Origin of the sequence: Klebsiella oxytoca (assembly GCF_009707385.1) — a bacterium.
Lineage (GTDB): Bacteria > Pseudomonadota > Gammaproteobacteria > Enterobacterales > Enterobacteriaceae > Klebsiella > Klebsiella oxytoca_C.
The window spans coordinates 4,853,826-4,879,908 of the sequence record NZ_CP046115.1 but is presented as its reverse complement, the minus strand read 5'-3'; the positions used below and the strand labels follow the sequence as shown (position 1 = coordinate 4,879,908).

The 26,083-nt window shown below is 56.0% G+C and carries 23 protein-coding genes; 18 read left to right on the top strand and 5 right to left on the bottom strand.

From position 1 onward, the window contains the following. Nucleotides 1-9: 9 nt before the first annotated feature. From ttdA to GJ746_RS22745, 6 genes are all read left to right on the top strand, one after another. Nucleotides 10-909 (top strand): L(+)-tartrate dehydratase subunit alpha, encoded by a 900-nt coding sequence (gene ttdA / locus GJ746_RS22770; protein WP_154682221.1) that lies wholly within the window; start codon nt 10-12, stop codon nt 907-909. Beyond that, nucleotides 909-1,526 carry a L(+)-tartrate dehydratase subunit beta gene (gene ttdB / locus GJ746_RS22765; RefSeq protein ID WP_154682220.1) on the top strand — a complete coding sequence of 206 codons (618 nt, stop codon included), beginning with the start codon at nt 909-911 and terminating at the stop codon, nt 1,524-1,526. Before ttdA ends, ttdB begins: the two co-directional genes overlap by 1 nt. Nucleotides 1,527-1,682: 156 nt before the next feature. Next, a complete protein-coding gene (locus GJ746_RS22760) occupies nt 1,683-1,934 on the top strand; it encodes an oxaloacetate decarboxylase subunit gamma (RefSeq protein WP_154682219.1) in 252 nt (83 codons plus the stop codon). Nucleotides 1,935-1,949: 15 nt separating this feature from the next. Then, a complete protein-coding gene (gene oadA, locus GJ746_RS22755; protein ID WP_154682218.1) occupies nt 1,950-3,719 on the top strand; it encodes a sodium-extruding oxaloacetate decarboxylase subunit alpha in 1,770 nt (589 codons plus the stop codon). A 15-nt stretch (nt 3,720-3,734) separates the two neighbouring features. Next, on the top strand, nt 3,735-5,036 hold the full coding sequence (locus GJ746_RS22750) for an oxalacetate decarboxylase subunit beta (RefSeq protein ID WP_154682217.1): 1,302 nt from the start codon (nt 3,735-3,737) through the stop codon (nt 5,034-5,036). Between the two features lie 121 nt (nt 5,037-5,157). Continuing rightward, nucleotides 5,158-5,856 carry a triphosphoribosyl-dephospho-CoA synthase gene (locus tag GJ746_RS22745; RefSeq protein WP_154682216.1) on the top strand — a complete coding sequence of 233 codons (699 nt, stop codon included), beginning with the start codon at nt 5,158-5,160 and terminating at the stop codon, nt 5,854-5,856. Nucleotides 5,857-5,882: 26 nt separating this feature from the next. Here the strand turns inward: GJ746_RS22745 and degS are convergent, their stop codons facing one another. From degS to zapG, 3 genes are all read right to left on the bottom strand, one after another. Next, a complete protein-coding gene (degS, locus tag GJ746_RS22740) occupies nt 5,883-6,944 on the bottom strand; it encodes an outer membrane-stress sensor serine endopeptidase DegS (protein WP_154682215.1) in 1,062 nt (353 codons plus the stop codon). 86 nt (nt 6,945-7,030) lie between these two features. Continuing rightward, nucleotides 7,031-8,398 carry a serine endoprotease DegQ gene (degQ, locus tag GJ746_RS22735; protein WP_154682214.1) on the bottom strand — a complete coding sequence of 456 codons (1,368 nt, stop codon included), beginning with the start codon at nt 8,396-8,398 and terminating at the stop codon, nt 7,031-7,033. A 172-nt stretch (nt 8,399-8,570) separates the two neighbouring features. Next, on the bottom strand, nt 8,571-8,969 hold the full coding sequence (gene zapG, locus GJ746_RS22730; RefSeq protein ID WP_154682213.1) for a Z-ring associated protein ZapG: 399 nt from the start codon (nt 8,967-8,969) through the stop codon (nt 8,571-8,573). 190 nt (nt 8,970-9,159) lie between these two features. Between zapG and zapE the strand changes: the two genes are divergently transcribed. From zapE to nanQ, 11 genes are all read left to right on the top strand, one after another. Further along, nucleotides 9,160-10,293, top strand: a complete 1,134-nt coding sequence (zapE, locus tag GJ746_RS22725) for a cell division protein ZapE (protein WP_154682212.1) — start codon at nt 9,160-9,162, stop codon at nt 10,291-10,293. A 219-nt stretch (nt 10,294-10,512) separates the two neighbouring features. Beyond that, complete coding sequence (rplM, locus tag GJ746_RS22720) at nt 10,513-10,941, top strand: 50S ribosomal protein L13 (protein ID WP_123756283.1); 429 nt, start codon at nt 10,513-10,515, stop codon at nt 10,939-10,941. Between the two features lie 15 nt (nt 10,942-10,956). Further along, a complete protein-coding gene (gene rpsI, locus GJ746_RS22715) occupies nt 10,957-11,349 on the top strand; it encodes a 30S ribosomal protein S9 (RefSeq protein ID WP_000829815.1) in 393 nt (130 codons plus the stop codon). Between the two features lie 311 nt (nt 11,350-11,660). After that, nucleotides 11,661-12,299: a stringent starvation protein SspA gene (sspA, locus tag GJ746_RS22710; protein ID WP_014226997.1), complete on the top strand. Its 639-nt coding sequence runs from the start codon at nt 11,661-11,663 to the stop codon at nt 12,297-12,299. A 3-nt stretch (nt 12,300-12,302) separates the two neighbouring features. Then, nucleotides 12,303-12,791 (top strand): ClpXP protease specificity-enhancing factor, encoded by a 489-nt coding sequence (gene sspB / locus GJ746_RS22705; protein WP_154682211.1) that lies wholly within the window; start codon nt 12,303-12,305, stop codon nt 12,789-12,791. Between the two features lie 93 nt (nt 12,792-12,884). Next, nucleotides 12,885-13,664, top strand: a complete 780-nt coding sequence (gene nanR / locus GJ746_RS22700) for a transcriptional regulator NanR (protein ID WP_154682210.1) — start codon at nt 12,885-12,887, stop codon at nt 13,662-13,664. 148 nt (nt 13,665-13,812) lie between these two features. Continuing rightward, nucleotides 13,813-14,706, top strand: coding sequence for an N-acetylneuraminate lyase (gene nanA, locus GJ746_RS22695; protein WP_154682209.1), 894 nt, complete (start codon nt 13,813-13,815; stop codon nt 14,704-14,706). Nucleotides 14,707-14,810: 104 nt separating this feature from the next. Next, entirely contained in the window at nt 14,811-16,298 is a 1,488-nt protein-coding gene (locus GJ746_RS22690; protein WP_154682208.1) for an MFS transporter, read from the top strand. 49 nt (nt 16,299-16,347) lie between these two features. Beyond that, on the top strand, nt 16,348-17,037 hold the full coding sequence (locus GJ746_RS22685; RefSeq protein ID WP_154682207.1) for an N-acetylmannosamine-6-phosphate 2-epimerase: 690 nt from the start codon (nt 16,348-16,350) through the stop codon (nt 17,035-17,037). Further along, complete coding sequence (gene nanK / locus GJ746_RS22680; protein WP_154682206.1) at nt 17,034-17,918, top strand: N-acetylmannosamine kinase; 885 nt, start codon at nt 17,034-17,036, stop codon at nt 17,916-17,918. Before GJ746_RS22685 ends, nanK begins: the two co-directional genes overlap by 4 nt. After that, nucleotides 17,905-18,372 carry an N-acetylneuraminate anomerase gene (gene nanQ / locus GJ746_RS22675; protein ID WP_154682205.1) on the top strand — a complete coding sequence of 156 codons (468 nt, stop codon included), beginning with the start codon at nt 17,905-17,907 and terminating at the stop codon, nt 18,370-18,372. Before nanK ends, nanQ begins: the two co-directional genes overlap by 14 nt. Nucleotides 18,373-18,443: 71 nt before the next feature. On the opposite strand, the gene gltD is transcribed toward nanQ, so the two are convergent. Further along, nucleotides 18,444-19,862: a glutamate synthase subunit GltD gene (gltD, locus tag GJ746_RS22670; protein WP_154682204.1), complete on the bottom strand. Its 1,419-nt coding sequence runs from the start codon at nt 19,860-19,862 to the stop codon at nt 18,444-18,446. Nucleotides 19,863-19,871: 9 nt separating this feature from the next. After that, nucleotides 19,872-24,332, bottom strand: a complete 4,461-nt coding sequence (gltB, locus tag GJ746_RS22665) for a glutamate synthase large subunit (protein WP_154682203.1) — start codon at nt 24,330-24,332, stop codon at nt 19,872-19,874. A 673-nt stretch (nt 24,333-25,005) separates the two neighbouring features. Here gltB and GJ746_RS22660 point away from each other — a divergent pair. After that, nucleotides 25,006-25,941, top strand: a complete 936-nt coding sequence (locus GJ746_RS22660; RefSeq protein WP_154682202.1) for a TIGR01212 family radical SAM protein — start codon at nt 25,006-25,008, stop codon at nt 25,939-25,941. The last annotated feature ends 142 nt before the right edge of the window (nt 25,942-26,083 follow it).

Here is a 26,083-nt window from a genome sequence, read left to right as displayed (position 1 = left end):
GGAGCATTTATGAGCAAAAGTGAACAGATATCCCATATGACCAATATTATGGCCAAATTTGTGGGGTACACCGGCAAAGTCTTGCCAGATGATGTCACCGCAAAACTGGAAGAGTTGCATAAGAAAGAGACCAGTAAACTGGCCGACGTCATCTTTACGACCATGATTGAGAACCAGCGTCTGGCAAAAGAGCTGGATCGCCCTTCCTGCCAGGATACTGGCGTGATTCAGTTTCTGGTGGAGTGCGGGGCTAACTTCCCGCTGATCGGTGAACTGGAGGCGCTACTGCGTGAAGCGGTGATCAAAGCGACCGTGGATTCCCCGCTGCGCCACAACAGCGTTGAAACCTTTGATGAATACAACACTGGTAAAAACGTAGGTAAAGGTACGCCGACGGTATTCTGGGAGATCGTTCCCAATTCCGATCGGTGCAGTATTTACACCTATATGGCGGGCGGCGGCTGTTCTCTGCCGGGTAAAGCGATGGTGCTGATGCCGGGCGCAGGTTATGAAGGCGTAACCCGCTTTGTGCTGGACGTGATGACCAGCTATGGCCTTAACGCCTGTCCGCCGCTGCTGGTTGGCGTGGGGGTGGCGACTTCCGTTGAAACGGCGGCGCTGCTGTCGAAAAAAGCACTGATGCGCCCGATAGGTTCGCACAATGAGAATGAGCGCGCGGCTTCGCTGGAAAAAATGCTTGAAGACGGCATTAACAAAATCGGCCTCGGGCCGCAGGGGATGTCCGGTAATACCTCCGTTATGGGCGTAAATATTGAAAACACCGCGCGTCATCCTTCCACCATCGGGGTGGCGGTGAACGTTGGCTGCTGGTCGCACCGTAAAGGGCATATCGTTTTTGATAAAGATTTGAACTACACCATTACGTCTCATAGCGGAGTGAATTTCTGATGACTAAAAAAATCCTTACTACGCCAATTAAAGATGAAGATTTAGCCGATATTAAGGCTGGCGATATTATTTATCTCAATGGCCATATTGTTACCTGCCGTGATGTTGCCCATCGTCGTTTAATTGAAGGCGGTCGTGAACTCCCGGTAAATGTTCGCGGTGGCGCTATTTTACACGCAGGGCCAATTGTTCGCCCAATTAAAGGCGAAGACGATAAGTTTGAAATGGTATCCGTTGGACCAACGACCAGTATGCGTATGGAAAAGTTCGAAAAAGAATTTATTGCGCAGACCGGCGTGAAATTAATTGTTGGTAAAGGTGGAATGGGTAAAGGCACCGAAGAAGGCTGTGCTGAACATAAGGCCCTGCACTGCGTATTCCCTGCTGGCTGCGCGGTCGTTGCCGCCGTATGTGTAGAAGAAATTGAAGATGCGCAGTGGCGCGACCTGGGAATGCCGGAAACGCTGTGGGTATGCCGGGTAAAAGAGTTTGGCCCGCTGATTGTTTCTATTGATACCCATGGAAATAACCTGTTTGAACAGAACAAGATTATTTTTAATCAGCGTAAAGAGCTCGTCGCTGATGAAATATGCCAGAACGTAAGTTTTATCAAATAATCCTGATTACCTAAATTGCACGGTAATGGTGGTAATACATTATGACGATAATAATAACCAAGGGTTCTGGCCGGGGGCGGCTCAGGGAAATCCACCCTTATTATTTCTTCGTCATAAACAGCACCATTATCGTGCCTCCTGCCTGAAGGCTATTTTATGACTGATGCAGTACTGCTATTAGGTGAAGGCTTCACCCTGATGTTTCTCGGCATGGGGTTTGTGCTGGCGTTTCTGCTCCTGCTGATTTTCGCCATCCAGGGCATGTCCGCCGCCGTCAACCGCTTCTTCCCCGAACCGGTCCCGACGCCAAAACCGGCTTCCGCACCTGTCGCGCCCGCCGACGACTTCGCCCGCTTAAAGCCGGTGATTGTCGCCGCTATTCATCACCATCGCCGCCTTAACCCCTAATTCACGGAGGAATCCATGACCGTTGCCATTACCGATGTCGTCCTGCGCGACGCCCACCAGTCCCTGTTCGCCACCCGCCTGCGCCTCGACGATATGCTCCCCGTTGCGGCCGCCCTCGATGACGCGGGCTACTGGTCCCTTGAATGCTGGGGCGGCGCCACCTTTGACGCCTGCATCCGCTTCCTCGGCGAAGACCCCTGGGTCCGCCTGCGCGAGCTGAAAAAGGCCATGCCGAAGACCCCGCTGCAGATGCTGCTCCGCGGCCAGAATCTGCTGGGCTACCGCCACTACGCCGATGACGTGGTGGAGCGCTTCACTGAGCGCGCCGTCAAAAACGGCATGGACGTGTTTCGCGTCTTCGACGCCATGAACGACCCGCGCAATATGAAAGCGGCGCTTCAGGCGGTGCGCAGCCACGGTGCCCACGCCCAGGGCACCCTCTCCTACACCACCAGTCCGGCCCACAGCCTGCAGACCTGGCTGGATTTAACCGAACAGCTGCTGGAGACCGGGGTGGATTCCATCGCCATCAAGGATATGTCCGGCATTCTCACCCCGATGGCCGCCTGTGAGCTGGTCAGCGAAATCAAGAAGCGCTACGACGTCCGGCTTCACCTGCACTGTCACGCCACCACCGGCATGGCGGAGATGGCCCTGCTGAAGGCCATCGAGGCGGGCGTCGACGGCGTCGATACCGCGATTTCCTCCATGAGCGCCACCTATGGCCATCCGGCCACCGAGGCGCTGGTCGCCACCCTGGCAGGCACAAAATATGACACCGGGCTGGATATCCTGAAGCTGGAGAGCATCGCGGCGTACTTCCGCGAGGTGCGCAAAAAATATCATCAGTTTGAAGGCCAGCTGAAGGGCACCGACAGCCGTATTCTCGTGGCCCAGGTGCCGGGCGGCATGCTCACCAACCTTGAGGGCCAGCTGAAGCAGCAGAACGCCGCCCACCGTCTGGATGAGGTGCTGGCGGAAATCCCCCGGGTACGCGAGGACCTCGGCTTTATCCCGCTGGTGACGCCGACCTCGCAGATTGTCGGCACCCAGGCGGTGATCAATGTCCTCACCGGCGAGCGCTATAAAACCATTGCCAGGGAAACGGCGGGCATTCTGAAGGGGGAATACGGCCACACGCCGGTGCCGGTCAACGCGGCGTTACAGGCGAGAGTGCTGGAAGGCGCCGCCCCGGTAACCTGCCGCCCGGCGGACCTGCTGAAACCGGAGCTTTCTGTGCTGGAAACCGATGTGAAGCGCCAGGCGCAGGAAAAGGGCATCACCCTTGCCGAAAACGCCATCGACGACGTGCTCACCGTGGCCCTGTTCCCGCAGGTCGGCCTGACGTTCCTTGAGAATCGCCATAACCCGGCGGCGTTCGAACCGGCACCGCAGGTGGAAGAAATGAAACCCGCCGCACAGGCAGATAAACCGGCGGCCTCCGGCGTCTACACCGTGGAAGTGGAAGGCAAAGCCTTTGTGGTGAAGGTCAGCGACGGCGGCGATATCAGCCAGCTGACGGCGGCCGCTCCGACCGCTGCGCCAGCCGCTGCTGCGGCTCCGGCGGGCGCAGGTACCCCGGTGACCGCCCCGCTGGCGGGCACTATCTGGAAGGTGATTGCCACTGAGGGCCAGAGCGTGGCCGAAGGCGAGGTGCTGCTGATTCTGGAAGCCATGAAGATGGAAACCGAAATCCGCGCCGCGCAGGCCGGGACCGTGCGCGGTATCACGGTGAAATCCGGCGATGCGGTCTCGGTGGGCGACGCCCTGATGACCCTGGCGTAAGGACGAGGAGCGGAAATGGAAAGTCTGAACGCCCTGATTCAGGGGATGGGGCTGATGCACCTCGGCGCCGGCCAGGCCATCATGCTGCTGGTGAGCCTGCTGCTGCTGTGGCTGGCCATCGCGAAGAAGTTCGAGCCGCTGCTGCTGCTGCCGATTGGCTTCGGCGGTCTGCTGTCAAATATTCCGGAGGCCGGGCTGGCATTGACCGCCCTGGAGAGCCTGCTGGCCCACCACGACGCCGGGCAGCTGGCGGTGATTGCCGCGAAGCTCAACTGCGCGCCGGACGTTCACGCCATTAAGGAAGCTCTGGCGCTGGCCCTGCCGTCGGTGCAGGGGCAGATGGAGGACCTGGCGGTGGATATGGGCTACTCGTCCGGGGTGCTGGCGATTTTTTATAAGGTTGCCATCGGCTCGGGCATCGCCCCGCTGGTGATATTTATGGGCGTGGGGGCGATGACCGACTTCGGCCCGCTGCTGGCCAACCCCCGCACTCTGCTGCTGGGGGCGGCGGCGCAGTTCGGCATCTTCGCCACGGTGCTCGGGGCGCTGACGCTGAACTACTTCGGCATTATCAGCTTTACCCTGCCGCAGGCGGCGGCCATCGGCATCATCGGTGGGGCAGACGGCCCGACGGCGATTTACCTGTCGGGCAAGCTGGCGCCGGAGCTGCTGGGGGCCATCGCGGTGGCGGCGTACTCGTATATGGCGCTGGTACCGTTGATTCAGCCGCCAATTATGAAAGCGCTGACCACGGAGAAGGAGCGAAAAATCCGCATGGTGCAGCTGCGCACGGTGAGTAAGCGGGAAAAAATCCTCTTCCCGGCGGTGCTGTTGCTGCTGGTGGCGCTGCTGCTGCCGGACGCGGCGCCGCTGCTGGGGATGTTCTGCTTCGGTAACCTGATGCGCGAGAGCGGGGTGGTGGAGCGCCTGAGCGACACGGTGCAGAACGGGCTGATAAATATCGTGACCATTTTCCTGGGGCTGTCGGTGGGGGCGAAGCTGGTGGCGGACAAGTTCCTGCAGCCGCAGACGCTGGGCATTCTGGTGCTGGGGGTGATTGCGTTCTGCGTGGGTACGGCGGCGGGGGTGCTGATGGCGAAGCTGCTGAACCTGTGTAGCCGGAACAAAATCAACCCGCTGATTGGCTCTGCCGGGGTGTCGGCGGTGCCGATGGCGGCGCGGGTGTCGAACAAGGTGGGGCTGGAGTCGGACGCGCAAAACTTCCTGCTGATGCACGCAATGGGCCCGAACGTGGCCGGGGTGATTGGCTCGGCGATCGCCGCCGGAGTGATGCTCAAGTACGTGCTGGCGATGTAAAAGCGCATTATTCCCGGCTTGCGCTGCGCTTAGCCGGGCTACCCAGACCCCCAGACCGCGTGGACCTGTAGCCGGATAAGGCGTCAGCCGCGACCCGGGGATTTCCCATAAGGAGACTTTGATGAATGAAACCATAGCATTACGTCCTGGCAGCAGGGCGTCGGCAAAGGACGTAGTCGTTGATTACATCCTTGCGTCGCTGGGTGAGCTTGAACAACTGCACCCGGCTCTGAATCTGCTGGCGCATCCACCAATCGGTCAGGGGAGTCATGATTTCTTCTTCCAGTGTTATGATGCTGGCGTACAGCATGCGCAAACTGGAGTCGTTGAAACGGTATCGGCGCTGCCTGAATCGCTGTCACATAAGCTGCAAAGATGCGCGCTGCTGTGTGCCGCTGCGGGTCGCCTGAATGCCCTGGGCCAGCCGCTGACGCACAATCGTCTATGCGATCTGGCCGGTCAGTATTGCGCCAGCGTGGCGGATGCTGATGCCGAAACCCGCAGCGGTTTCTATACCGTGCGCAGCATATCGCTACCGGTTTACCGGCGGTTGCGGCGGGATAAGCATTCACATGACATCTGCCTGCAGCAGGCGCTGCTGCATCTGTTGGCCTGGAAGAGCGATTCCCCCTGGGCCCGGCAGCAGGCTCAACGGTTGCTCTGGCAGGGCGGCGTTCTGGGGGATAAAGGCGAGTTTGCGCTCATGACGCTGGATGACGAGCTGCGGGAGCGCCAGTTTGCGTGGCCCGAGCTGTGGTCGTTGCTGGCCGTGACCGGGTTTCTGGCGAAATTCCCGGCCGGGCCGATTTTTGCTGATTGAATAGCGCTCCCCGTTCGGGGAGCCCGTCAGTTGGTTGCCGGATATTCCTGGACGGCGATATGCAGCGTAATTTTTTTATCGTCGCGCATAATCACCACCGGAATGTCCGAGCCCGGGCGGATCTCTGCGACCTGATCCATCGTTTCCAGGGCAGAAACGGCGGGCTTATCGTTAACCGAGATAATCACGTCGTTGGCGCGGATCCCTGCCTGAGCCGCCGGGCCTTCCGGCGCAACATCATTCACCACAATCCCCTGCAGCTGATCGATTCCGCCGCCGCCCTGCGCATGCAGCGGCGCAATTTCGCGGCCGCTGATCCCAATGTAGCCGCGAATAACCCGGCCATCGCGGATCAGCTTATCCATAATCTTGGTTGCCAGCTGGAAAGGTATGGCAAAGCCGATCCCTTCCGGCGTTTCGCCATCGTTACTTTTATCAAATGACAGGGTGTTGATACCCATCAGCTCACCCAGCGAGTTCACCAGCGCGCCGCCGGAGTTACCGTGGTTGATTGATGCGTCGGTTTGCAGGAAATTCTGGCGTCCTGTAGGGTTCAGGCCGATACGACCGGTGGCGCTGATAATCCCCTGAGTAATGGTTTGCCCGAGGTTGTAGGGGTTGCCAATCGCCAGCACGACATCACCGATATGCGGCACTCTTTTCGGGTTAATCGGAATGACCGGCAGCCCGCCGCTGGCGTTGATTTTTAATACCGCCAGATCGGTGAGGGTGTCTGAGCCGACCAGCAGCGCTTCAAAAACCCGGCCATCCTGTAATGCCACGATGATCTGATCGGCATCGTTGATAACGTGCTTATTGGTCAGGATATAGCCGCGTTGATCCATGATCACGCCAGAACCGAGCGTTAGCTGGTTATGACTGGTGCTGTTTAGAGCTCGGTTATATACGTTGACTACCGCAGGGGCCGCGCGACGAACGGCGGGGTTATAGCTAGCGGGAGATTCATCCGCGCTATCGTATTGCGTGGTCGGCGAAAGCTGCCACTGGCGCAGCGAAGGCATAACGGCCAGCAGCAGGCCGCCGACAATTAAACCGATAAGTATCGAACGTAAAAGCTTTCCAGGCATGATGCAGATATCGTTGATGGATAGACAGGGGAAGCATAACACGACTTGTCCGGACATCGCACTGCACGCGATGTCCGGATAGCGAGTTAGCGCAGCAGCAAATAGATGCTTTCGTTGCCGCGAATCACGTTCAGAGCGATAACAGTCGGTTTGCTTTCGAGCACTTTGCGCAGTTCGGCAATGGAACGCACGCGCTCGCGGTTGAGGGCAATAATGATATCGTCTTTATGCAGGCCCGCCTGTGCGGCAGCGCTGCCTTTATCGACATTATCAATGACCACGCCTTTGGTCCCGTCTTTCATCTGACCGTCGCTTAACGATGCGCCCTGCAGGGCCGGAGCGATAAGCTCAGCGCTGGCGGAAGACGAGGTGCTCTTGTCCAGGGTGACATCAACTTCCAGCGGCTTCCCATCGCGCAGGAGCCCCAGCTTCACCTTGGTTCCCGGTTCAGTAGTGGCGATGCGTGAACGTAGTTCAGCGAAGCTATTGAGCGGTTTGCCGTTCATGCTGACGATGACGTCGCCAGATTTTACGCCTGCTTTAGCCGACCCGGAGTTTGGCAGAACTTCGCTGACGAATGCGCCGCGCTGAACATCAAGATTCATCGCTTTGGCGATATCCGCGCTCATCTCCATCCCTTTAATACCCAACAGACCGCGTTTGATTTCACCAAACTGGATAAGCTGCTGAGAGAGGGTTTTTGCCATATTGCTGGGGATCGCGAAACCAATTCCGACGCTGCCGCCGCCCGGGGCGAGAATGGCGGTATTGATGCCAATCAGTTCACCGTTAAGGTTCAGCAGCGCACCGCCTGAGTTACCGCGGTTGATGGAGGCATCAGTCTGGATAAAGTTCTCCAGACCTTCAAGGTTCAGGCCGCTGCGGCCAAGGGCTGAAATAATTCCGGAAGTCGCGGTCTGACCAAGACCAAACGGGTTGCCAACGGCGACGGCGAAGTCACCCACCCGGAGCTTATCAGAGTCGGCGATAGCGATTTGCGTGAGATTGCTGGGCTTTTGTATCTGCAGCAGGGCGATATCGCTTTGCTCGTCGCTGCCGATCAGTTTGGCATCGAATTCACGGCCATCGTTGAGCTGGACGCTGATCTTCTGGGCCTGATTAATGACATGATTATTGGTCAGTACATAGCCTTTTGCAGCGTCAATAATGACCCCGGAACCCAGCCCTTCAAAGGGCTGAGCGGGTTCCTGTGGTGCATTGTCGCCAAAATATTTCTTCAGCTCTTCCGGCATATTCTGTTCAGGGGACGCGGTGCCTTCAACCTGAACGCTCACCACTGCAGGCAGCACTTTTTCCAGCATCGGCGCGAGGCTCGGCAACGCGTTCTGACCCGGAAGTTGTGTCGGTAGAGACGCTGCTGCCGGAGGTAAGGCGGACAACGACAACCCAATGCTTAACGCTAACGCACTCAACAGCAAAGTCTGTTTCTTCATTAGATGCTGGCTCTCGTAACCTGAGGTGTATGGGAAACGTCCCGAATGGCCCGATGTTATTGAATTTTCGACCCGGTAACAACGTGGGCAATATTTAAATTGTAGCTGGGATGAGAGGTTGAAACGGGCGCAGAGGGTGCGCCCGGAAAATATTTTTACTGTTGTTAACGGATTACTCGCGTTTTGCGCCTCCGCGCAGCAGGCCGGAAGCGCCTTCAGAATAGTCGCGCGGCATCTGTACCGGCGCCTGATCGTTACCCGCTTCAGATTCTTCCAGACGATTGCGGAACGGATTCGCGTCCGCCATGCTGTCCGGCAGCAGATTGCTGGAGCTGTTCGCCATATGTTGATACAGCTGGCGGTAATCATGCGCCATGTTATCCAGCAGCTCTGCGCTCCGGGCAAAATGGCTCACCAGCTCTTCGCGGTACTCCTCCAGCTCTGCTTTATTCTTTTCCAGTTCGAACTGAAGCGCCTGCTGTTGGCGTAATTTGCGGTTGCCAAAACGCATCGCGACGGCACCAATGATGATACCGACAACTAGCCCAATTAGCGCGTATTCCCAGGTCATGAACATCTCCCGTTGTTTTGTGGTTCCGTAGGGTGGCTGTGAGGCTCTCCGCCTGCGCCCGATAGTGCCACTATAACCGCTAATTCCACAGAAGTGGAATCCTGGCGTATCATCACGTAGTGTAGAGCAGCCTTTTTTTCGTCAATCGTGAGCTACAGCGTTACGGTTTTCAAGGAATAACAATTAGATCATGCAAAGCCTGTCCCCAACATCGCGTTACCTCTCCGCCCTGAAAGAGGGGAGCCATCAACCTGACGACGTTCAGCGAGAAGCGGTCAGTCGCCTCGATATTATTTATCAAGAATTACAGAATAAACCTTCGGCAGCGCCGCAGGCCGGCGGCGGTTTGCGGGCGAAGTTCGGTAAGCTGCTGGGCAAGCGAGAACCCGTTGCCGACGCGGTCGCGGTTCGTGGTCTCTATATGTGGGGCGGGGTTGGCAGAGGGAAAACCTGGCTGATGGATCTGTTCTATCAAAGTCTGCCGGGGGAACGTAAACAGCGTCTGCATTTTCATCGCTTTATGCTGCGGGTCCATGAAGAGTTGACGACTCTGCAAGGGCACAGCGATCCGCTGGAAATCGTGGCCGACCGTTTCAAAGCTGAAACCGATGTACTCTGTTTCGATGAGTTCTTTGTCTCTGATATTACCGATGCAATGCTGTTGGGCGGTTTGATGAAAGCGCTGTTTGCTCGCGGCATCACCCTGGTTGCTACGTCGAATATTCCTCCTGATGAGCTGTACCGGAACGGTCTTCAACGAGCGCGTTTCCTGCCCGCTATCGACGCTATTAAGCAACATTGCGATGTTATGAATGTTGATGCCGGCGTGGATTACCGATTACGTACGCTGACCCAGGCGCATCTGTGGCTGTCGCCGCTTAATGACGAGACTCAGCGGCATATGGATAAACTGTGGCTGGCTTTAGCAGGCGCAAAGCGTGAGAAGGCGCCGACGCTGGAGATCAACCATCGTCCGCTGCCGACGTTAGGCGTTGAGAACCAGACTGTGGCGGTTTCATTTGCGACGCTGTGCGTGGATGCGCGCAGCCAGCATGACTATATTGCGCTTTCGCGCCTGTTTCATACCGTGATGATCTTTGATGTGCCGGTGATGACCAGGCTGATGGAAAACGAGGCGCGGCGTTTTATCGCCCTGGTTGATGAGTTCTATGAACGTCACGTCAAACTGGCGATCAGCGCAGCGGTACCGCTGTATGAAATCTATCAGGGCGAGCGGTTAAAATTCGAGTTCCAGCGCTGTTTATCGCGCCTGCAGGAGATGCAGAGCGAGGAGTATCTGAAGCTGGACCACTTGCCTGGGTAAAACCGGGTACAAATCATATAAAGGGGTCGATCTTTGACCCCGACTTCTCTATAATCTTGCGACCCCACGTTACGAGAAGGTTTTTTTCCCAAAACTTTCTATGCGCCGGCATAGGCTATTCGAAGGGGTAGGTTTGCTGGACAATGTCGTGTGAACCTCAACTGACTAAACGTTTGGGTGTTCACCAACGTGTAACTTATTTATTTGGGTAAGCTTTTAATGAAAACTTTTACAGCTAAACCAGAAACCGTTCAACGCGACTGGTATGTTGTTGACGCGACCGGTAAAACTCTGGGCCGTCTGGCTTCCGAACTGGCACGTCGCCTGCGCGGCAAGCATAAAGCGGAATACACTCCGCACGTTGATACCGGTGACTACATCATCGTTCTGAACGCAGAAAAAGTTGCTGTAACCGGCAACAAGCGCGAAGACAAAATGTACTACCACCACACCGGCCACATCGGTGGTATCAAAGAAGCGACCTTTGAAGAGATGATTGCCCGCCGTCCTGAGCGTGTGATTGAAATCGCGGTTAAAGGCATGCTGCCAAAAGGCCCGCTGGGTCGTGCTATGTACCGTAAACTGAAAGTTTACGCGGGCAATGAGCACAACCACGCGGCACAGCAACCGCAAGTTCTTGACATCTAATCGGGATTATAGGCAATGGCTGAAAATCAATACTACGGCACCGGTCGCCGCAAAAGTTCCGCAGCTCGCGTTTTCATCAAACCGGGCAACGGTAAAATCGTTATCAACCAGCGTTCTCTGGAACAGTACTTCGGTCGTGAAACTGCCCGCATGGTAGTTCGTCAGCCGCTGGAACTGGTCGACATGGTTGAGAAATTAGATCTGTACATCACCGTTAAAGGTGGTGGTATCTCTGGTCAGGCTGGTGCGATCCGTCACGGTATCACCCGCGCTCTGATGGAGTATGATGAGTCCCTGCGTGGCGAACTGCGTAAAGCTGGTTTCGTTACTCGTGATGCTCGTCAGGTTGAACGTAAGAAAGTCGGCCTGCGTAAAGCACGTCGTCGTCCTCAGTTCTCCAAACGTTAATTGTTTTCTGCTTACGCGGAACAGTTTGCGAAAAAACCCGCCTCGGCGGGTTTTTTTATGGATAAACTTGCCATTTTCCCTCTACAAAGGTCCGATTGTTACCACTTTTTCAGCATTTCCAGAATCCCCTCACCACAACCTCTTCAAAATCTGGTAAACTATCATCCAATTTTCTGCCCAAATGCAGGTGATTGTTCATTTTTTGTTTGGATGACGAACGAAATGAGATCGCGCATATGGGGTTTTTACATCTGGCTGGCCATGAATGGTCGGCAGCAGTACAAAAATTCTGAATATACCTGGAGGTTTTCATGGCTGTCGCTGCCAACAAACGTTCGGTAATGACGCTGTTTTCTGGTCCTACTGACATCTATAGCCATCAGGTCCGCATCGTGCTGGCCGAAAAAGGTGTTAGTTTTGAGATAGAGCACGTGGAGAAGGACAACCCGCCTCAGGATCTGATTGACCTCAACCCGAATCAAAGCGTACCGACGCTTGTGGATCGTGAGCTCACTCTGTGGGAATCTCGCATCATTATGGAATATCTGGATGAGCGTTTCCCGCATCCGCCGTTAATGCCGGTTTATCCGGTTGCCCGTGGGGAAAGCCGTCTGTATATGCACCGTATCGAAAAAGACTGGTATTCGTTGATGAATACCATTCAGACCGGTACCGCTGCGCAGGCAGATACTGCGCGTAAGCAGCTGCGTGAAGAACTGCAGGCGATCGCGCCCGTTTTCACCCAGAAGCCATACTTCCTGAGCGATGAGTTCAGCCTGGTCGACTGCTATCTGGCACCGCTGCTGTGGCGCCTGCCTGTTCTCGGCGTGGAGCTGGTCGGCGCTGGCGCAAAAGAGCTTAAAGGTTATATGACTCGCGTATTTGAGCGTGATTCTTTCCTGGCTTCTTTAACTGAAGCCGAACGTGAAATGCGTCTCGGTCGGGGCTAAATAATGGATGTATCACAGCTGACGCCGCGTCGCCCGTACCTGTTACGAGCGTTCTATGAGTGGCTGCTGGATAACCAGCTGACCCCGCATCTGGTCGTTGACGTCACTCTGCCGGGCGTACTTGTCCCGATGGAGTACGCTCGCGATGGGCAAATCGTTCTCAATATTGCCCCGCGGGCCGTCGGTAATCTCGAACTGGCCAACGATGAAGTGCGTTTTAACGCGCGCTTTGGCGGCGTGCCGCGTAATGTCTCAGTGCCGATGGCCGCCGTACTGGCGGTCTACGCGCGTGAGAATGGGGCGGGGACGATGTTCGAACCGGAAGCGGCCTACGATGAAGACGTCACTAGCCTGAACGACGACGAAGAGCTGACTGAAAGCGAAACGCTCATGTCGGTGATCGATGGTGATAAGCCGGATAATCACGATGACGATCCCGACGATACGCCGCCGCCTCGCGGTGGCCGTCCGGCGCTGCGCGTCGTGAAATAATCCTTACCAGGCCCTTCGGGGCCTGTTTTATGCTCTCTGCAAAATTCTTGTGTTAAGATGGAACAGCCGTCACATGCTGTCACAAATCACACAATGGTCCCTATGAGCGCATTTGATCCACAAGCCGAAGATACTCCGTCCTCCATTGGCAACAGCCTTGGCCGCCGTCCTCTGGCGCGCAAAAAACTATCTGAAATGGTGGAAGAAGAGCTGGAGCAGATGATCCGGCGCCGGGAGTTCGCGGAGGGTGAACAGCTGCCGTCCGAACGTGAGCTGATGACCTTTTTTAACGTCGGACGTCCGTCGGTTCGTGAAGCGCTGGCGGCGCTGAAGCGTAAGGGACTGGTGCAGATTAGCAACGGCGAACGCGCTCGCGTTTCGCGACCTTCAGCAGACACCATCATTGGCGAGCTTTCCGGCATGGCGAAAGACTTTTTGTCTCACCCTGGCGGTATCGCGCACTTTGAACAGCTGCGTCTGTTTTTTGAGTCCAGTCTGGTTCGCTATGCCGCAGAACACGCCAGCGATGAGCAGCTGGAAAAGCTGACGCAAGCGCTAAAGATCAATAGTCAATCGCTGGATGACAATGCGCTGTTTATCCGCTCTGACGTTGAATTTCACCGCGTGCTTGCAGAGATCCCCGGCAATCCAATCTTTATGGCTATCCATGTGGCCCTGCTGGACTGGCTAATCGCCGCCCGGCCAACGGTGCCCGAACGCGAACTGCACGAACATAACAGCGTTAGTTATCAACAGCATATCGCAATTGTGGATGCTATTCGTCGTCGCGATCCTGACGAAGCCGATCGCGCTCTCCAGACCCACCTCAATAGCGTATCCGCCACCTGGCACGCCTTAGGTCAGAAAGCTTAACCTCGTAAGCAATCCTCACGATCCTCAGGATCGTTTAGTGAAGTAGATCGCATTATAAGCGTTCTCTATTACTCTGCTGCTTATTTTATCTGGTATAACAGGTATAAAGGTACATAGTTAATCATTAGAAATTCACAAAGAGGTAGATATGGCGGTCAATTTACGTGGGGTTATGGCGGCGTTGCTTACGCCGTTCGATGGGCAGCAAAAACTGGATAAAGAGAGCCTGCGTCGACTGGTGCAATTTAATCTGCGTCAGGGTGTTGATGGACTATATGTCGGAGGCTCTACCGGTGAAGCCTTTGTCCAGAGCGGCACAGAGCGTCAGGAAGTGCTGGAGATCGTAGCGGAAGAGGCGAAAGGCAAAATGACCCTTATCGCCCATGTCGGCTGTGTGAGTACCCTCGAAAGCCAGCAGCTGGCAAGGGCTGCGGTAGGTTATGGCTACGACGCGGTCTCCGCCGTCACGCCGTTCTATTATCCGTTTAGTTTCGAAGAACACTGCGCGCATTATCAGGCCATTATTGAGTCGGCTGATGGCTTGCCGATGGTGGTGTACAACATCCCGGCGCTAAGCGGGGTTAAGCTGACTCTCGATCAAATCAATACCCTGGTGACGCTGCCTGGCGTTGGTGCGCTAAAGCAGACTTCAGGCGATCTATTCCAGATGGAACAGATCCGACGGGCTCATCCGGATCTGGTGTTGTACAACGGTTACGATGAGATATTTGCCTCAGGCCTGTTGGCAGGAGCCGATGGTGGTATTGGTAGTACTTACAACATCATGGGCTGGCGTTACCAGGGAATTGTCGCGGCGCTGAAAGCGGGTGATGTTGCCAAAGCACAGCAGCTGCAATGTGAGTGCAACAAGGTAATCGACCTGCTGATTAAAACCGGCGTATTCCGTGGTTTGAAAACCGTACTGCACTATATGGATGTGGTCTCTGTGCCGCTGTGCCGTAAGCCGTTTGCACCAGTAGACGAAAAATTCTTGCCGGAGCTGAAAGCGCTGGCGCAGCAGCTAATGCAGGAACACGGCTGATCGATAGTCGGGGGGCGACAGCGCTTTCCGGCCTGCGGTTGACCTTTCCTGGCCGGGCAAGCGAAGCTCCCCGGCACGACAACAAACATCGTCGGGAGAGTAAAATGAGTACAGTGCCCCAGAACATCCCGTGGTACCGCCATCTTAGCCGTCCCCAGTGGCGGGCTTTTTCCGCCGCCTGGCTTGGGTATTTGCTTGATGGTTTTGATTTTGTATTAATCGCCCTGGTGCTCACTGAAGTGCAGGGGGATTTTGGCCTGACGACCGTTCAGGCTGCAAGTCTCATCTCAGCGGCTTTCATTTCTCGCTGGTTTGGCGGTCTGATGCTTGGCGCGATGGGCGATCGCTATGGTCGACGCCTGGCGATGGTGACCAGCATTATTCTGTTCTCTCTCGGTACTCTGGCCTGCGGTTTTGCGCCGGGTTACACAACAATGTTTATCGCACGTCTGGTTATCGGTATGGGAATGGCTGGAGAGTACGGCTCCAGCGCCACTTACGTTATCGAAAGCTGGCCGAGGCATTTACGCAATAAGGCCAGCGGTTTTCTGATTTCCGGGTTTTCCGTCGGAGCAGTTATCGCCGCACAGGTTTATAGCCTGGTGGTACCCGTCTGGGGCTGGCGCGCGCTTTTTTTCATCGGTATTGTCCCCATCGTATTTGCCCTCTGGCTGCGGAAAAATATTCCGGAAGCCGAAGACTGGAAAGAGAATCATGAAGGCAAAGAACCGGTACAGACGATGGTCGATCTGCTGTATCGCGGCAAGCATCGGGTAATTAACATCCTGATGACCATCGTGGCGGCGACTGCGCTATGGTTCTGTTTTGCCGGTGACTTGCAAAATGCAGGTATCGTTCTGCTGCTGGGCGTAATGTGCGCGGTGATATTTATCAGCTTTATGGTGCAGAGCAGCGGTAAACGCTGGCCTACGGGCGTGATGCTGATGGTGGTGGTACTTTTCGCTTTCCTTTATTCATGGCCAATCCAGGCGCTGCTGCCGACTTATCTGAAAACAGAGCTGGCCTATGACCCGGCGACTGTGGCAAAGATTTTGTTTTTCAGCGGGTTTGGCGCGGCGGTTGGCTGCTGCGTGGGCGGATTTCTCGGGGACTGGCTGGGAACCCGCAAAGCCTACGTTTACAGCCTGCTGGCTTCACAGCTGTTGATTATTCCGGTCTTTGCAATTGGCGGCACAAACATATGGATCCTCGGCCTGCTACTGTTTTTCCAGCAGATGTTAGGGCAAGGGATCTCCGGGATCTTGCCGAAACTGATTGGCGGCTATTTCGATACCGATCAGCGGGCGGCCGGTCTTGGTTTTACCTACAACGTGGGGGCGCTGGGCGGCGCGATTGCGCCGGTGCTTGGCGCCTTAATCGCCCAGCGTCTGGATCTGGGTACCGCGTTGGGATCGCTCTCTTTTGGTCTGACCTTCGTTGTAATCCTGCTGATTGGTCTGGATATGCCTTCCCGCGTACAGCGCTGGATTCGACCGGAAGCGATACGAACCCATGATGCGATCGATGGTAAACCTCTGAGCGGAGCGGTGCCTTTTGGCGGTAGCAAAAGCGGCTTAGTTAAGACCAGATAACAACAGCCCGGCTGCGGTGCCGGGTGTACATATTTATCAGGGAGCGAGTATGTCTTTGCTTAAAGAATTGGATTTACGCATTAGCGCTAACGGTGGTCTTATTGTTTCCTGCCAGCCGGTCCCCGGCAGCCCATTGGATAAGCCGGAGATCGTTGCCGCGATGGCGCTGGCGGTGGAACAGGCCGGGGCGATCGCGTTGCGCATTGAAGGCGTTGAGAATCTGCGCGCGGTACGTGCGCTGGTAAAGGTGCCGATTATCGGCATTATTAAACGCGATCTGGATGATTCACCGGTACGGATCACGCCATATCTGGAAGATATCGATGCGTTAACGCAGGCTGGCGCCGATATCATCGCTGTTGATGGCACAGAGCGTGTGCGCCCTGTTCCAGTGGCAACGCTGCTGGCGCGTATCCACCAGCACAAACTGGTGGCGATGGTCGACTGCTCCTCGCTTGAGGATAGCCTGGCCTGTCAGGCTCTTGGCGCGGAAATCATCGGCACTACGCTGTCGGGCTATACCACGACGTATACGCCGGATGAACCAGACCTGGAGCTGGTAAAAGCTCTGGCGGAGGCTGGCTGCCGGGTGAACGCGGAAGGGCGCTATAACACACCGGCTCAGGCAGCAGAAGCCATGCGCCACGGCGCGTGGGCGGTGACCGTTGGTTCTGCGATTACCCGCCTTGAACATATTTGCCAGTGGTATAACACGGCGTTAAAAGAGGCGCAGCCATGACGACGCTGGCGATAGATATTGGCGGCACTAAGCTCGCGGCTGCGCTGGTAGCGGATGACCTGCTGCTCCGCGATCGTCGCGAGCTACCAACCCCCGCCAGCAAAACCCCGGATGCGCTACGGGCCGCGTTAAAAACGCTGGTTGAGCCGCTGTTCACACGGGCAAAGCGCGTCGCGGTAGCCTCGACCGGGATTATTCGCGAAGGAAACCTGATTGCAATTAATCCGCAGAATCTTGGCGGACTCATGCACTTCCCGTTGGTAAAAACGTTACGAGAGATAACCGGTCTGCCAACGCTGGCGGTCAATGATGCTCAGGCAGCAGCCTGGGCGGAATACCAGGCGATGGCCTATAAAGTCAGCGATATGGCGTTTATTACCGTCTCTACCGGAGTTGGCGGCGGCGTGGTGAGCAACGGCACTTTACTTACCGGGACCGGAGGCCTGGCCGGACACCTGGGGCACTCGTTGGCCGATCCTGGCGGACCGCTTTGCGGCTGCGGTCGGGTCGGCTGCGTAGAGGCTATTGCTTCCGGACGGGGAATAGCCGCGGCGGCAACTGACGATCTCTGTGGACTGGATGCGAAATCTATTTTTACTTTTGCGGCACAAGGCCATCCGCAGGCGCGTTTACTTATTCAGCGCTCGGCACAAACTTTGGCGCGGATGATTGCCGATCTTAAAGCGTTGACCGATTGCCAGCGCGTGGTCGTTGGCGGCAGTATTGGCCTGGCGGCTGGGTACTTACCGCTGGTGAGGGACTATCTGGCGCAAGAGCCTGATATTTACCAGCTGCCACTATGCGCAGCACACTATCGCCATGATGCTGGCCTGCTGGGCGCGGCACTATGGAGCAGGGAGGAACGTCATGATATTCGGTAATTTAGTTAATCCATTACAGGCCGGCGTGCCTTCAGCGCTGCAAAAGGCGATATCCCTCGCCAGGGAGCATGATTTACCTGCCATTTCTCCCGGAAGCTACGAGCTGCAAGGGGATAATATCTTTATGAACGTGATGCAGTTTGCCACGGGGTTACCGGACGTGAAAAAGGCAGAGCTGCATACGCAGTTTATCGATATTCAGATTTTACTGGCGGGTGCGGAGCGGATTTTTTATGGGGTGAGCGGTTCGGCAATGCAGTGCGAGGAGATGCACGTTGAGGAGGATTATCAGCTGTGCAACGCCATTGATGGCGAACAGTCGGTCATTCTGACGCCAGGCATGTTCGCCATCTTTATGCCGGGCGAACCGCATAAGCCGGGATGCGTAATAACCGAGCCCGCAGAGATTAAAAAAGTAGTGATTAAAGTTCGCTCAGATTTGTTAAGCGCATAAAAAAGCCCGAGGGGATTAACCATCGGGCCTGGGTCATATACCCGGATAAAACCGCTATCCGGGTTTTCGCATTACACTTCCAGATAGTTGAGGATCCCGTCAGCCGCCTTACGGCCTTCGGCGATCGCCGTCACAACCAGGTCGGAACCGCGAACGATATCGCCGCCGGCGAAGATTTTCGGGTTGCTGGTCTGGAACGCGTTGTCGCTGCCTTCCGGCGCGATGACGCGGCCCTGAGAATCCAGCTCAACGCTGTGTTTCGCCAGCCATTCCATGCTGTGCGGGCGGAAACCGAACGCCATAACCACCGCATCGGCGGGCACGACATGCTCAGAACCAGCTACGATTTCCGCACGGCGGCGGCCCTTCGCGTCCGGCTGGCCCATCTCCGTACGCGCCATCTTGACGCCGCATACTTTACCGTTAGCATTGACTTCGATGCCCAGCGGCTGGACGTTGAACTGGAATTCCACGCCTTCTTCACGCGCGTTCTTCACTTCGCGTTTAGAGCCCGGCATGTTCTCTTCATCACGGCGATAGGCGCAGATAACATGAGTCGCGTTCTGGCGAATTGAGGTACGTACGCAGTCCATTGCGGTATCGCCACCGCCGAGAACCACGACGCGCTTACCTTCCATACTGACGTACGGTTCGTCCGCCGTTTCGCCAAAGCCCATGATCTGCTTGGTATTGGCGATCAGGAACGGCAGCGCATCGAATACGCCGGAAGCGTCTTCGTTTTCCAGCCCGCCGCGCATTGACTGATAGGTGCCAACGCCGAGGAATACCGCATCGTAATCTTTCAGCAGATCGTCGAGCTGCACATCGCTGCCCACTTCAGTATTGAGTTTGAACTCAATTCCCATACCGGTGAAGATCTCACGACGGCGGGTCATCACCTCTTTTTCCAGCTTAAATGCCGGAATACCAAAGGTCAGGAGGCCGCCGATCTCCGGATGGCGATCGAAGACCACCGCCTTGACGCCGTTACGGGTTAATACGTCTGCGCAGGCCAGGCCTGCCGGGCCCGCGCCGATGATGGCGACGGTTTTACCGGTTTGCTTCACGCCGGTCAGATCCGGACGCCAGCCCATTTCGAACGCTTTATCGTTGATATAGCGCTCAATATTGCCGATGGTGACCGCGCCGAACTCATCGTTCAGGGTGCAGGACCCTTCGCACAGGCGATCCTGTGGGCAAACGCGCCCGCAGACTTCCGGCAGGGTATTGGTCTGATGCGACAGTTCTGCCGCTTCAAAAATACGCCCTTCATTGGCCAGCTTCAGCCAGTTCGGGATGTAGTTGTGCACCGGGCATTTCCATTCGCAGTACGGGTTGCCGCAGGACAGGCAGCGGTCCGCCTGCGCTTTGGCCTGGCCTTCTGAAAACGGCTCGTAAATTTCTACAAATTCAATTTTACGGATCTTCAGCGCTTTCTTCGGCGGATCAACTCGCTGTAAGTCGATAAATTGATAGACATTCTGACTCATCTTAACCCCTTACTGCGCCTGCACCCGCAGCTCAGCTGCGGAACGACTACGGTGACCCAACAGTGCTTTAACATCGCTGGACTTCGGTTTAACCAGCGCAAATTTCGCTGAGAAGGCCGGCCAGTTGGCCAGGATCTCTTCACCGCGCTGCGAACCGGTAAGCTGTACGTGCTCGGTAATTAAACCGCGCAGGTGCTCTTCGTGGATAGCCAGAGAATCAACGTCCAGCACTTCCACCAGTTCAGGGTTTACGCGTTTGCGGAAATCGCCATCTTCATCGAGAACGTAACCGAAGCCGCCGGTCATCCCCGCGCCAAAGTTAACGCCGGTTTTGCCCAGCACGCAGACGATGCCGCCGGTCATATATTCACAACCGTTGTCGCCAATACCTTCGACGACGGTGATGGCGCCGGAGTTACGCACCGCGAAGCGCTCGCCCGCGCGGCCTGCAGCATACAGGCGACCGCCGGTGGCACCGTACAGGCAGGTGTTGCCGATGATGCTGGCTTCGTGGCTGCGGAAAGCGGAGCCGACCGGAGGACGAATGGCGAGCAGGCCGCCAGCCATCCCTTTACCAACATAATCGTTCGCATCGCCGGTCAGATGCAGCTCAACGCCGCCGGCGTTCCACACGCCGAAGCTCTGGCCCGCAGTACCGCTGAAGTGAGCGATAATCGGGTCGGCTGCCAGCCCCTGGTCGCCGTGAGTCTGGGCGATATAACCGGACAAGGAAGCGCCAACGGAGCGGTCGGTGTTGCGGATATCGAACCAGAAAGTTTTGCTCTGCTTGCTGTCCACGAACGGTTTTGCCTGCTGCAGCAGCTGAGCATTGAGCACGCCATTGTCGAACGGCGGGTTATTCTCCGTGCAGTACAGCGCTTTACCTGGATGCGGCTCTGCGGTCTCCAGCAGTTTACCCAGGTCCAGCTTCTGCTGTTTGGCGGTAAAGCCATCCAGCTCTTTCAGCAGGTCGGTGCGGCCAATCAGATCCACCAGACGCTTAACGCCAAGCTGCGCCATCAGCTCGCGGGTTTCGCGGGCGATGAATTCAAAGTAGTTGGTCACTTTGAACGGCAGGCCGTGGTAGTGGTTCTTACGCAGCTTGTCATCCTGGGTTGCTACGCCGGTTGCGCAGTTGTTCAGGTGGCAAATACGCAGATATTTACAGCCCAGCGCCACCATTGGGCCGGTACCGAAGCCAAAGCTCTCAGCGCCGAGGATGGCTGCTTTGATGATATCGAGGCCGGTTTTCAGGCCACCGTCCACCTGCAGGCGAATCTTATGGCGCAGTCCGTTTGCGACCAGCGCCTGCTGGGTTTCGACCAGACCCAGCTCCCACGGACATCCCGCGTACTTCACTGAAGATAACGGGCTGGCGCCGGTACCGCCGTCGTAGCCGGCAATAGTGATCAGGTCTGCGTAAGCTTTTGCGACACCGGTGGCGATAGTACCGACCCCGGGTTCAGAAACCAGCTTCACGGAGATCATCGCTTTCGGGTTGACCTGTTTCAGATCGAAAATCAGCTGCGCCAGATCCTCGATAGAGTAAATATCGTGGTGCGGCGGCGGAGAAATTAACGTCACGCCCGGTACTGAATAACGCAGTTTGGCAATATATGGCGTGACTTTATCGCCCGGCAGCTGGCCGCCTTCGCCAGGCTTTGCGCCCTGGGCGACTTTAATCTGAATCACATCGGCGTTGACCAGGTAAGCCGGGGTAACGCCGAAGCGACCGGAAGCGACCTGCTTAATACGCGACACTTTATTGGTGCCGTAGCGCGCCGGGTCTTCACCGCCTTCGCCGGAGTTAGAGTTGCCGCCGATGCTGTTCATGGCTTCCGCCAGCGCTTCGTGCGCTTCCGGGCTCAGCGCGCCGATAGACATTGCCGCGGTATCGAAGCGTTTGAACAACTCGCTCGCTGGTTCAACATCGTCCAGGCTCACGGTAGTTCCGTCCGGCGTGACGGACAGCAGGTCACGCAGCGTTGCCGCCGGGCGCTCGTTAACCAGTTTCGCGTACTGTTGGTAATCGCTGTATTCGCCGCTTTGCACCGCTTGCTGCAGGGTACGAACCACGTCCGGGTTGTAGGCGTGATATTCGCCGCCGTGGACGTATTTCAGCAATCCGCCCTGGTCCAGCGGTTTACGCGCCAGCCAGGCACGTTTTGACAGGTTTAACAGATCCTGCTGGAAGTCATCGAAGCCCGCGCCGCCGATACGGCTGACGACGCCCTGGAAGCACAGCTCGGAGACTTCGCGATGCAGACCGACCGCTTCAAACAGCTTCGAGCAGCGGTAGGACGCGATGGTCGAAATCCCCATCTTCGACATGATCTTATACAGACCTTTGTTAATGCCGTTACGATAGTTCAGCATTACCGCGCGGTACTCTTTGTCGATGGCCTTGTTGTCCACCAGCTTCGCCAGGGTTTCATAGGCGAGGTACGGGTAGATAGCCGTCGCGCCGAAGCCGAGCAGCACGGCAAAGTGGTGCGGGTCGCGGGCGCTGGCGGTTTCGACAATGATGTTGGCATCGCAGCGCAGGCTCTCGTCGACCAGACGAGTCTGAATGGCGCCCACCGCCATCGGCGCCGGTACCGGCAGACGGTTTTTAGCAATATTACGGTCAGAAAGCACCAGCAGAACGGTCCCGTTGCGCACCATCTGTTCCGCTTTATCGCACAGCGCCTTCACCGTCTCAGCCAGCGTGGTTTCGGTGGCATCAAAAGTGATATCCAGGACGTCGGCGCGATAGTGCTCCTCTTCCATGGTGGTCAGCTGTTTAAAATCGGAGTACAGCAGTATCGGCGACTTAAAGCTCAGGCGGTGCGCCTGGCCTTCCGCTTCGCAGAAGACGTTCATTTCACGGCCGATGCTGGTGGCCAGCGACATGACGTGCGCTTCGCGCAGCGGATCGATCGGCGGGTTGGTGACCTGCGCGAACTGCTGGCGGAAGTAATCGTAAATGATACGCGGCTGGCTGGAGAGCACGGCAAATGGAGTATCGTCGCCCATCGAGCCGACGGCTTCCTGGCCGTTTTCACCAAGCACGCGAATAACGGAGTCCAGCTCTTCAGCGCTGTAGTTAAACTGTTTCTGGTAGCTGGCGAGGGTATCATCATCCAGCTGGCGGCTACCGACGTCTTCATCCGGCAGCTCTTCGAACGGCACCAGACGGCGGACGTTTTTCGCCATCCACTCTTTATACGGGTGACGGCTTTTCAGATCGTTGTCGGTTTCCGCGGAGTGCAGAATTCGCCCCTCGCGGGTATCGATAACCATCAGCTCACCCGGACCAACGCGGCCTTTTTCAACCACTTCATCCGGCTGGTAATCCCAGATACCCACTTCGGAAGCGCAGGTGATGAGCTTGTCTTTGGTAATCACGTAGCGCGCCGGACGCAGACCGTTACGGTCAAGGTTACAGGCGGCGAAGCGGCCATCGGACATCACGATGCCCGCCGGGCCGTCCCACGGCTCCATATGCATGGAGTTAAAGTCAAAGAACGAGCGCAGCTCGGGATCCATATCCGGGTTGTTCTGCCAGGCCGGTGGTACCAGCAGACGCATAGCGCGGATAATATCCATCCCGCCCGCCAGCAGCAGCTCCAGCATGTTATCCATGGAGCTGGAGTCAGAGCCGGTTTCATTGACGAACGGCGCGGCGTCGTGGAGGTCCGGGATTAGCGGCGTCTGGAACTTATAGGTACGGGCGCGGGCCCACTGGCGGTTACCGGTAATGGTGTTGATTTCGCCGTTGTGCGCCAGGTAGCGGAACGGCTGCGCCAGCGGCCAGCGCGGTACGGTGTTGGTGGAAAAGCGCTGGTGAAACAGGCAGATGGCTGATTCCAGACGCAGGTCCGCAAGGTCCAGGTAGAAGCGCGGCAGATCCGCCGGCATACACAGACCTTTATAAATGTTGACCAGATTCGACAGGCTGCAAACGTAGAAATCTTTATCTTCCTGCAGACGTTTTTCGATACGGCGACGTGCGATGAATAAACGGCGTTCCATATCACGCGGACGCCAGCCAGCCGGGGCGTTAACGAAGATTTGTTCAATACGGGGCAGCGAGGAGAGGGCGATTTCACCGAGAACGCCTTCATTGGTTGGCACATCGCGCCAGCCGACAATAGACAGCGTTTCGCGCTGAAGTTCTTCTTCGACGATGCGGCGCGCCGCGTTAGCCAGTTCAGGATCCTTATTAAGGAATAGCATCCCAACGGCGTAATTTTTGGCTAAACGCCAGCCGCGCTCTTCCGCAACAATGCGGAAGAAACGATCGGGTTTTTGTAGCAGCAAGCCACAACCGTCGCCGGTTTTTCCATCGGCGAGAATCGCGCCGCGGTGCTGCATTCGGGCCAGTGCGTGTATAGCGGTACGCACTACCTTGTGGCTAGGTTCGCCTTCTATGTGGGCGATCAGGCCGAAACCACAGTTATCCCTCTCAAGGGATTTATCGTACAACATATCAGTGAACCTCCCCAGGCTCTACGGGACACCCTCCGATACCGATTGCGCACGGGCACAGAAAGAGCATGGCGACGGGGTTTACACCTCGCATTCGCCCTCTTTAAATCCTTTTCGCATCGGTACACAAGTTTGAGGACTTGCTGTTAAGAGGGAATCTCAATTACTGCATAAATATGATGAGCAGAGCGCTCATCCAGAAAGCTTCCAGCGGATTCCCAACTTATCGGGAATCCACACATACGTCAAATGGCAATCTTATTTATACAAAAATGTGCTATGCAACGTGTAATTTTATGATTTTTAAGAAAATAACTGCATTTTAAATACTGCTGAAACGCGCCAGATAGAATAATCGAGTGTGATCTGTCTCACTATATGGACGGCGAGACATTATCTGTCTGTGCTAAATTGCTATTTCATTGTGGTTTTTTAAACTGCTTTTTGTTTAATTTTAAGTAATAAATACTGTTTTATGCCTGGGTAAAGATAATCGCAAATCAGAGGCAATGTATAAGGAAAACTCATTATCACCGGGGTGAATTAAATTGCAGTTATCTTGAGTGTTTATGCAATAAGGTGAGCGGCCGCGTTGACGATTGATCCAGGTCATCGCCGTCGGTGGCTAAAAATGGCAGGCTTGGCCCCTTTCTTAAGGCCGGTCTATCAGATTATGCAGTTACAAAAATTAGTCAATATGTTTGGTGGGGATCTTGCGCGCCGATATGGTGAAAAGGTTCATAAGCTGACGCTGCATGGTGGATTTAGCTGCCCCAATCGTGATGGTACTATTGGCCGCGGCGGCTGTACGTTCTGTAATGTTGCCTCTTTTGCCGATGAAGAACAGCAGCATCGTTCGATCGCCGAACAGCTGGCCCATCAGGCGCAGCTGGTAAACCGCGCGAAACGGTATCTGGCCTATTTCCAGGCCTATACCAGCACTTTTGCTGAGGTTCAGGTTCTGCGCTCCATGTATCAACAGGCGGTCAGCCAGGCCAGCATCGTTGGGCTGTGCGTAGGCACTCGCCCGGACTGCGTCCCCGGTGCGGTATTAGATCTGCTAAGTGAATATCGGGAGCAGGGTTACGAAGTATGGCTCGAACTTGGGTTACAAACCGCACACGATAAAACGCTGCACCGCATTAATCGCGGCCACGATTTTGCCTGCTATCAGCGTACAGCTCGTCTGGCGCGCGAGCGCGGTCTTAAAGTGTGTAGCCATCTTATCGTTGGCCTGCCGGGCGAAGGGCAGGGTGAATGCCTGGAGACCTTAGAGCAGGTGGTAGAGACGGGCGTTGACGGTATTAAGCTGCATCCACTTCATATTGTGAAGGGAAGCATTATGGCCAGGGCCTGGCAGGCCGGTAGGTTAAACGGTATTGAACTGGACGACTACACGGTCACCGCAGGAGAGATGATCCGCTATACTCCGCCAGAGGTGATTTATCACCGTATTTCCGCCAGCGCGCGCCGCCCGACGCTGCTGGCGCCGCTGTGGTGTGAGAATCGCTGGACCGGGATGGTTGAGCTGGATAAATACCTCAATGAATTCGGCGTTCAGGGTTCCGCCATCGGCCGTTGCTGGCTATCTCCGGTTGCTGGCGAATAGCGTCATCCCGTCCTTTTTGTATGAAGGGGCAGCGGTAAGTGCCCGGTAAATGCTAACGCTCGTAGTTATACCTCCGGCCTGTTTGCTGTCGGCTGCTATCCGAAGTCAGCGGCCTAACTACAATCCTTCCCGCATTTTTCGC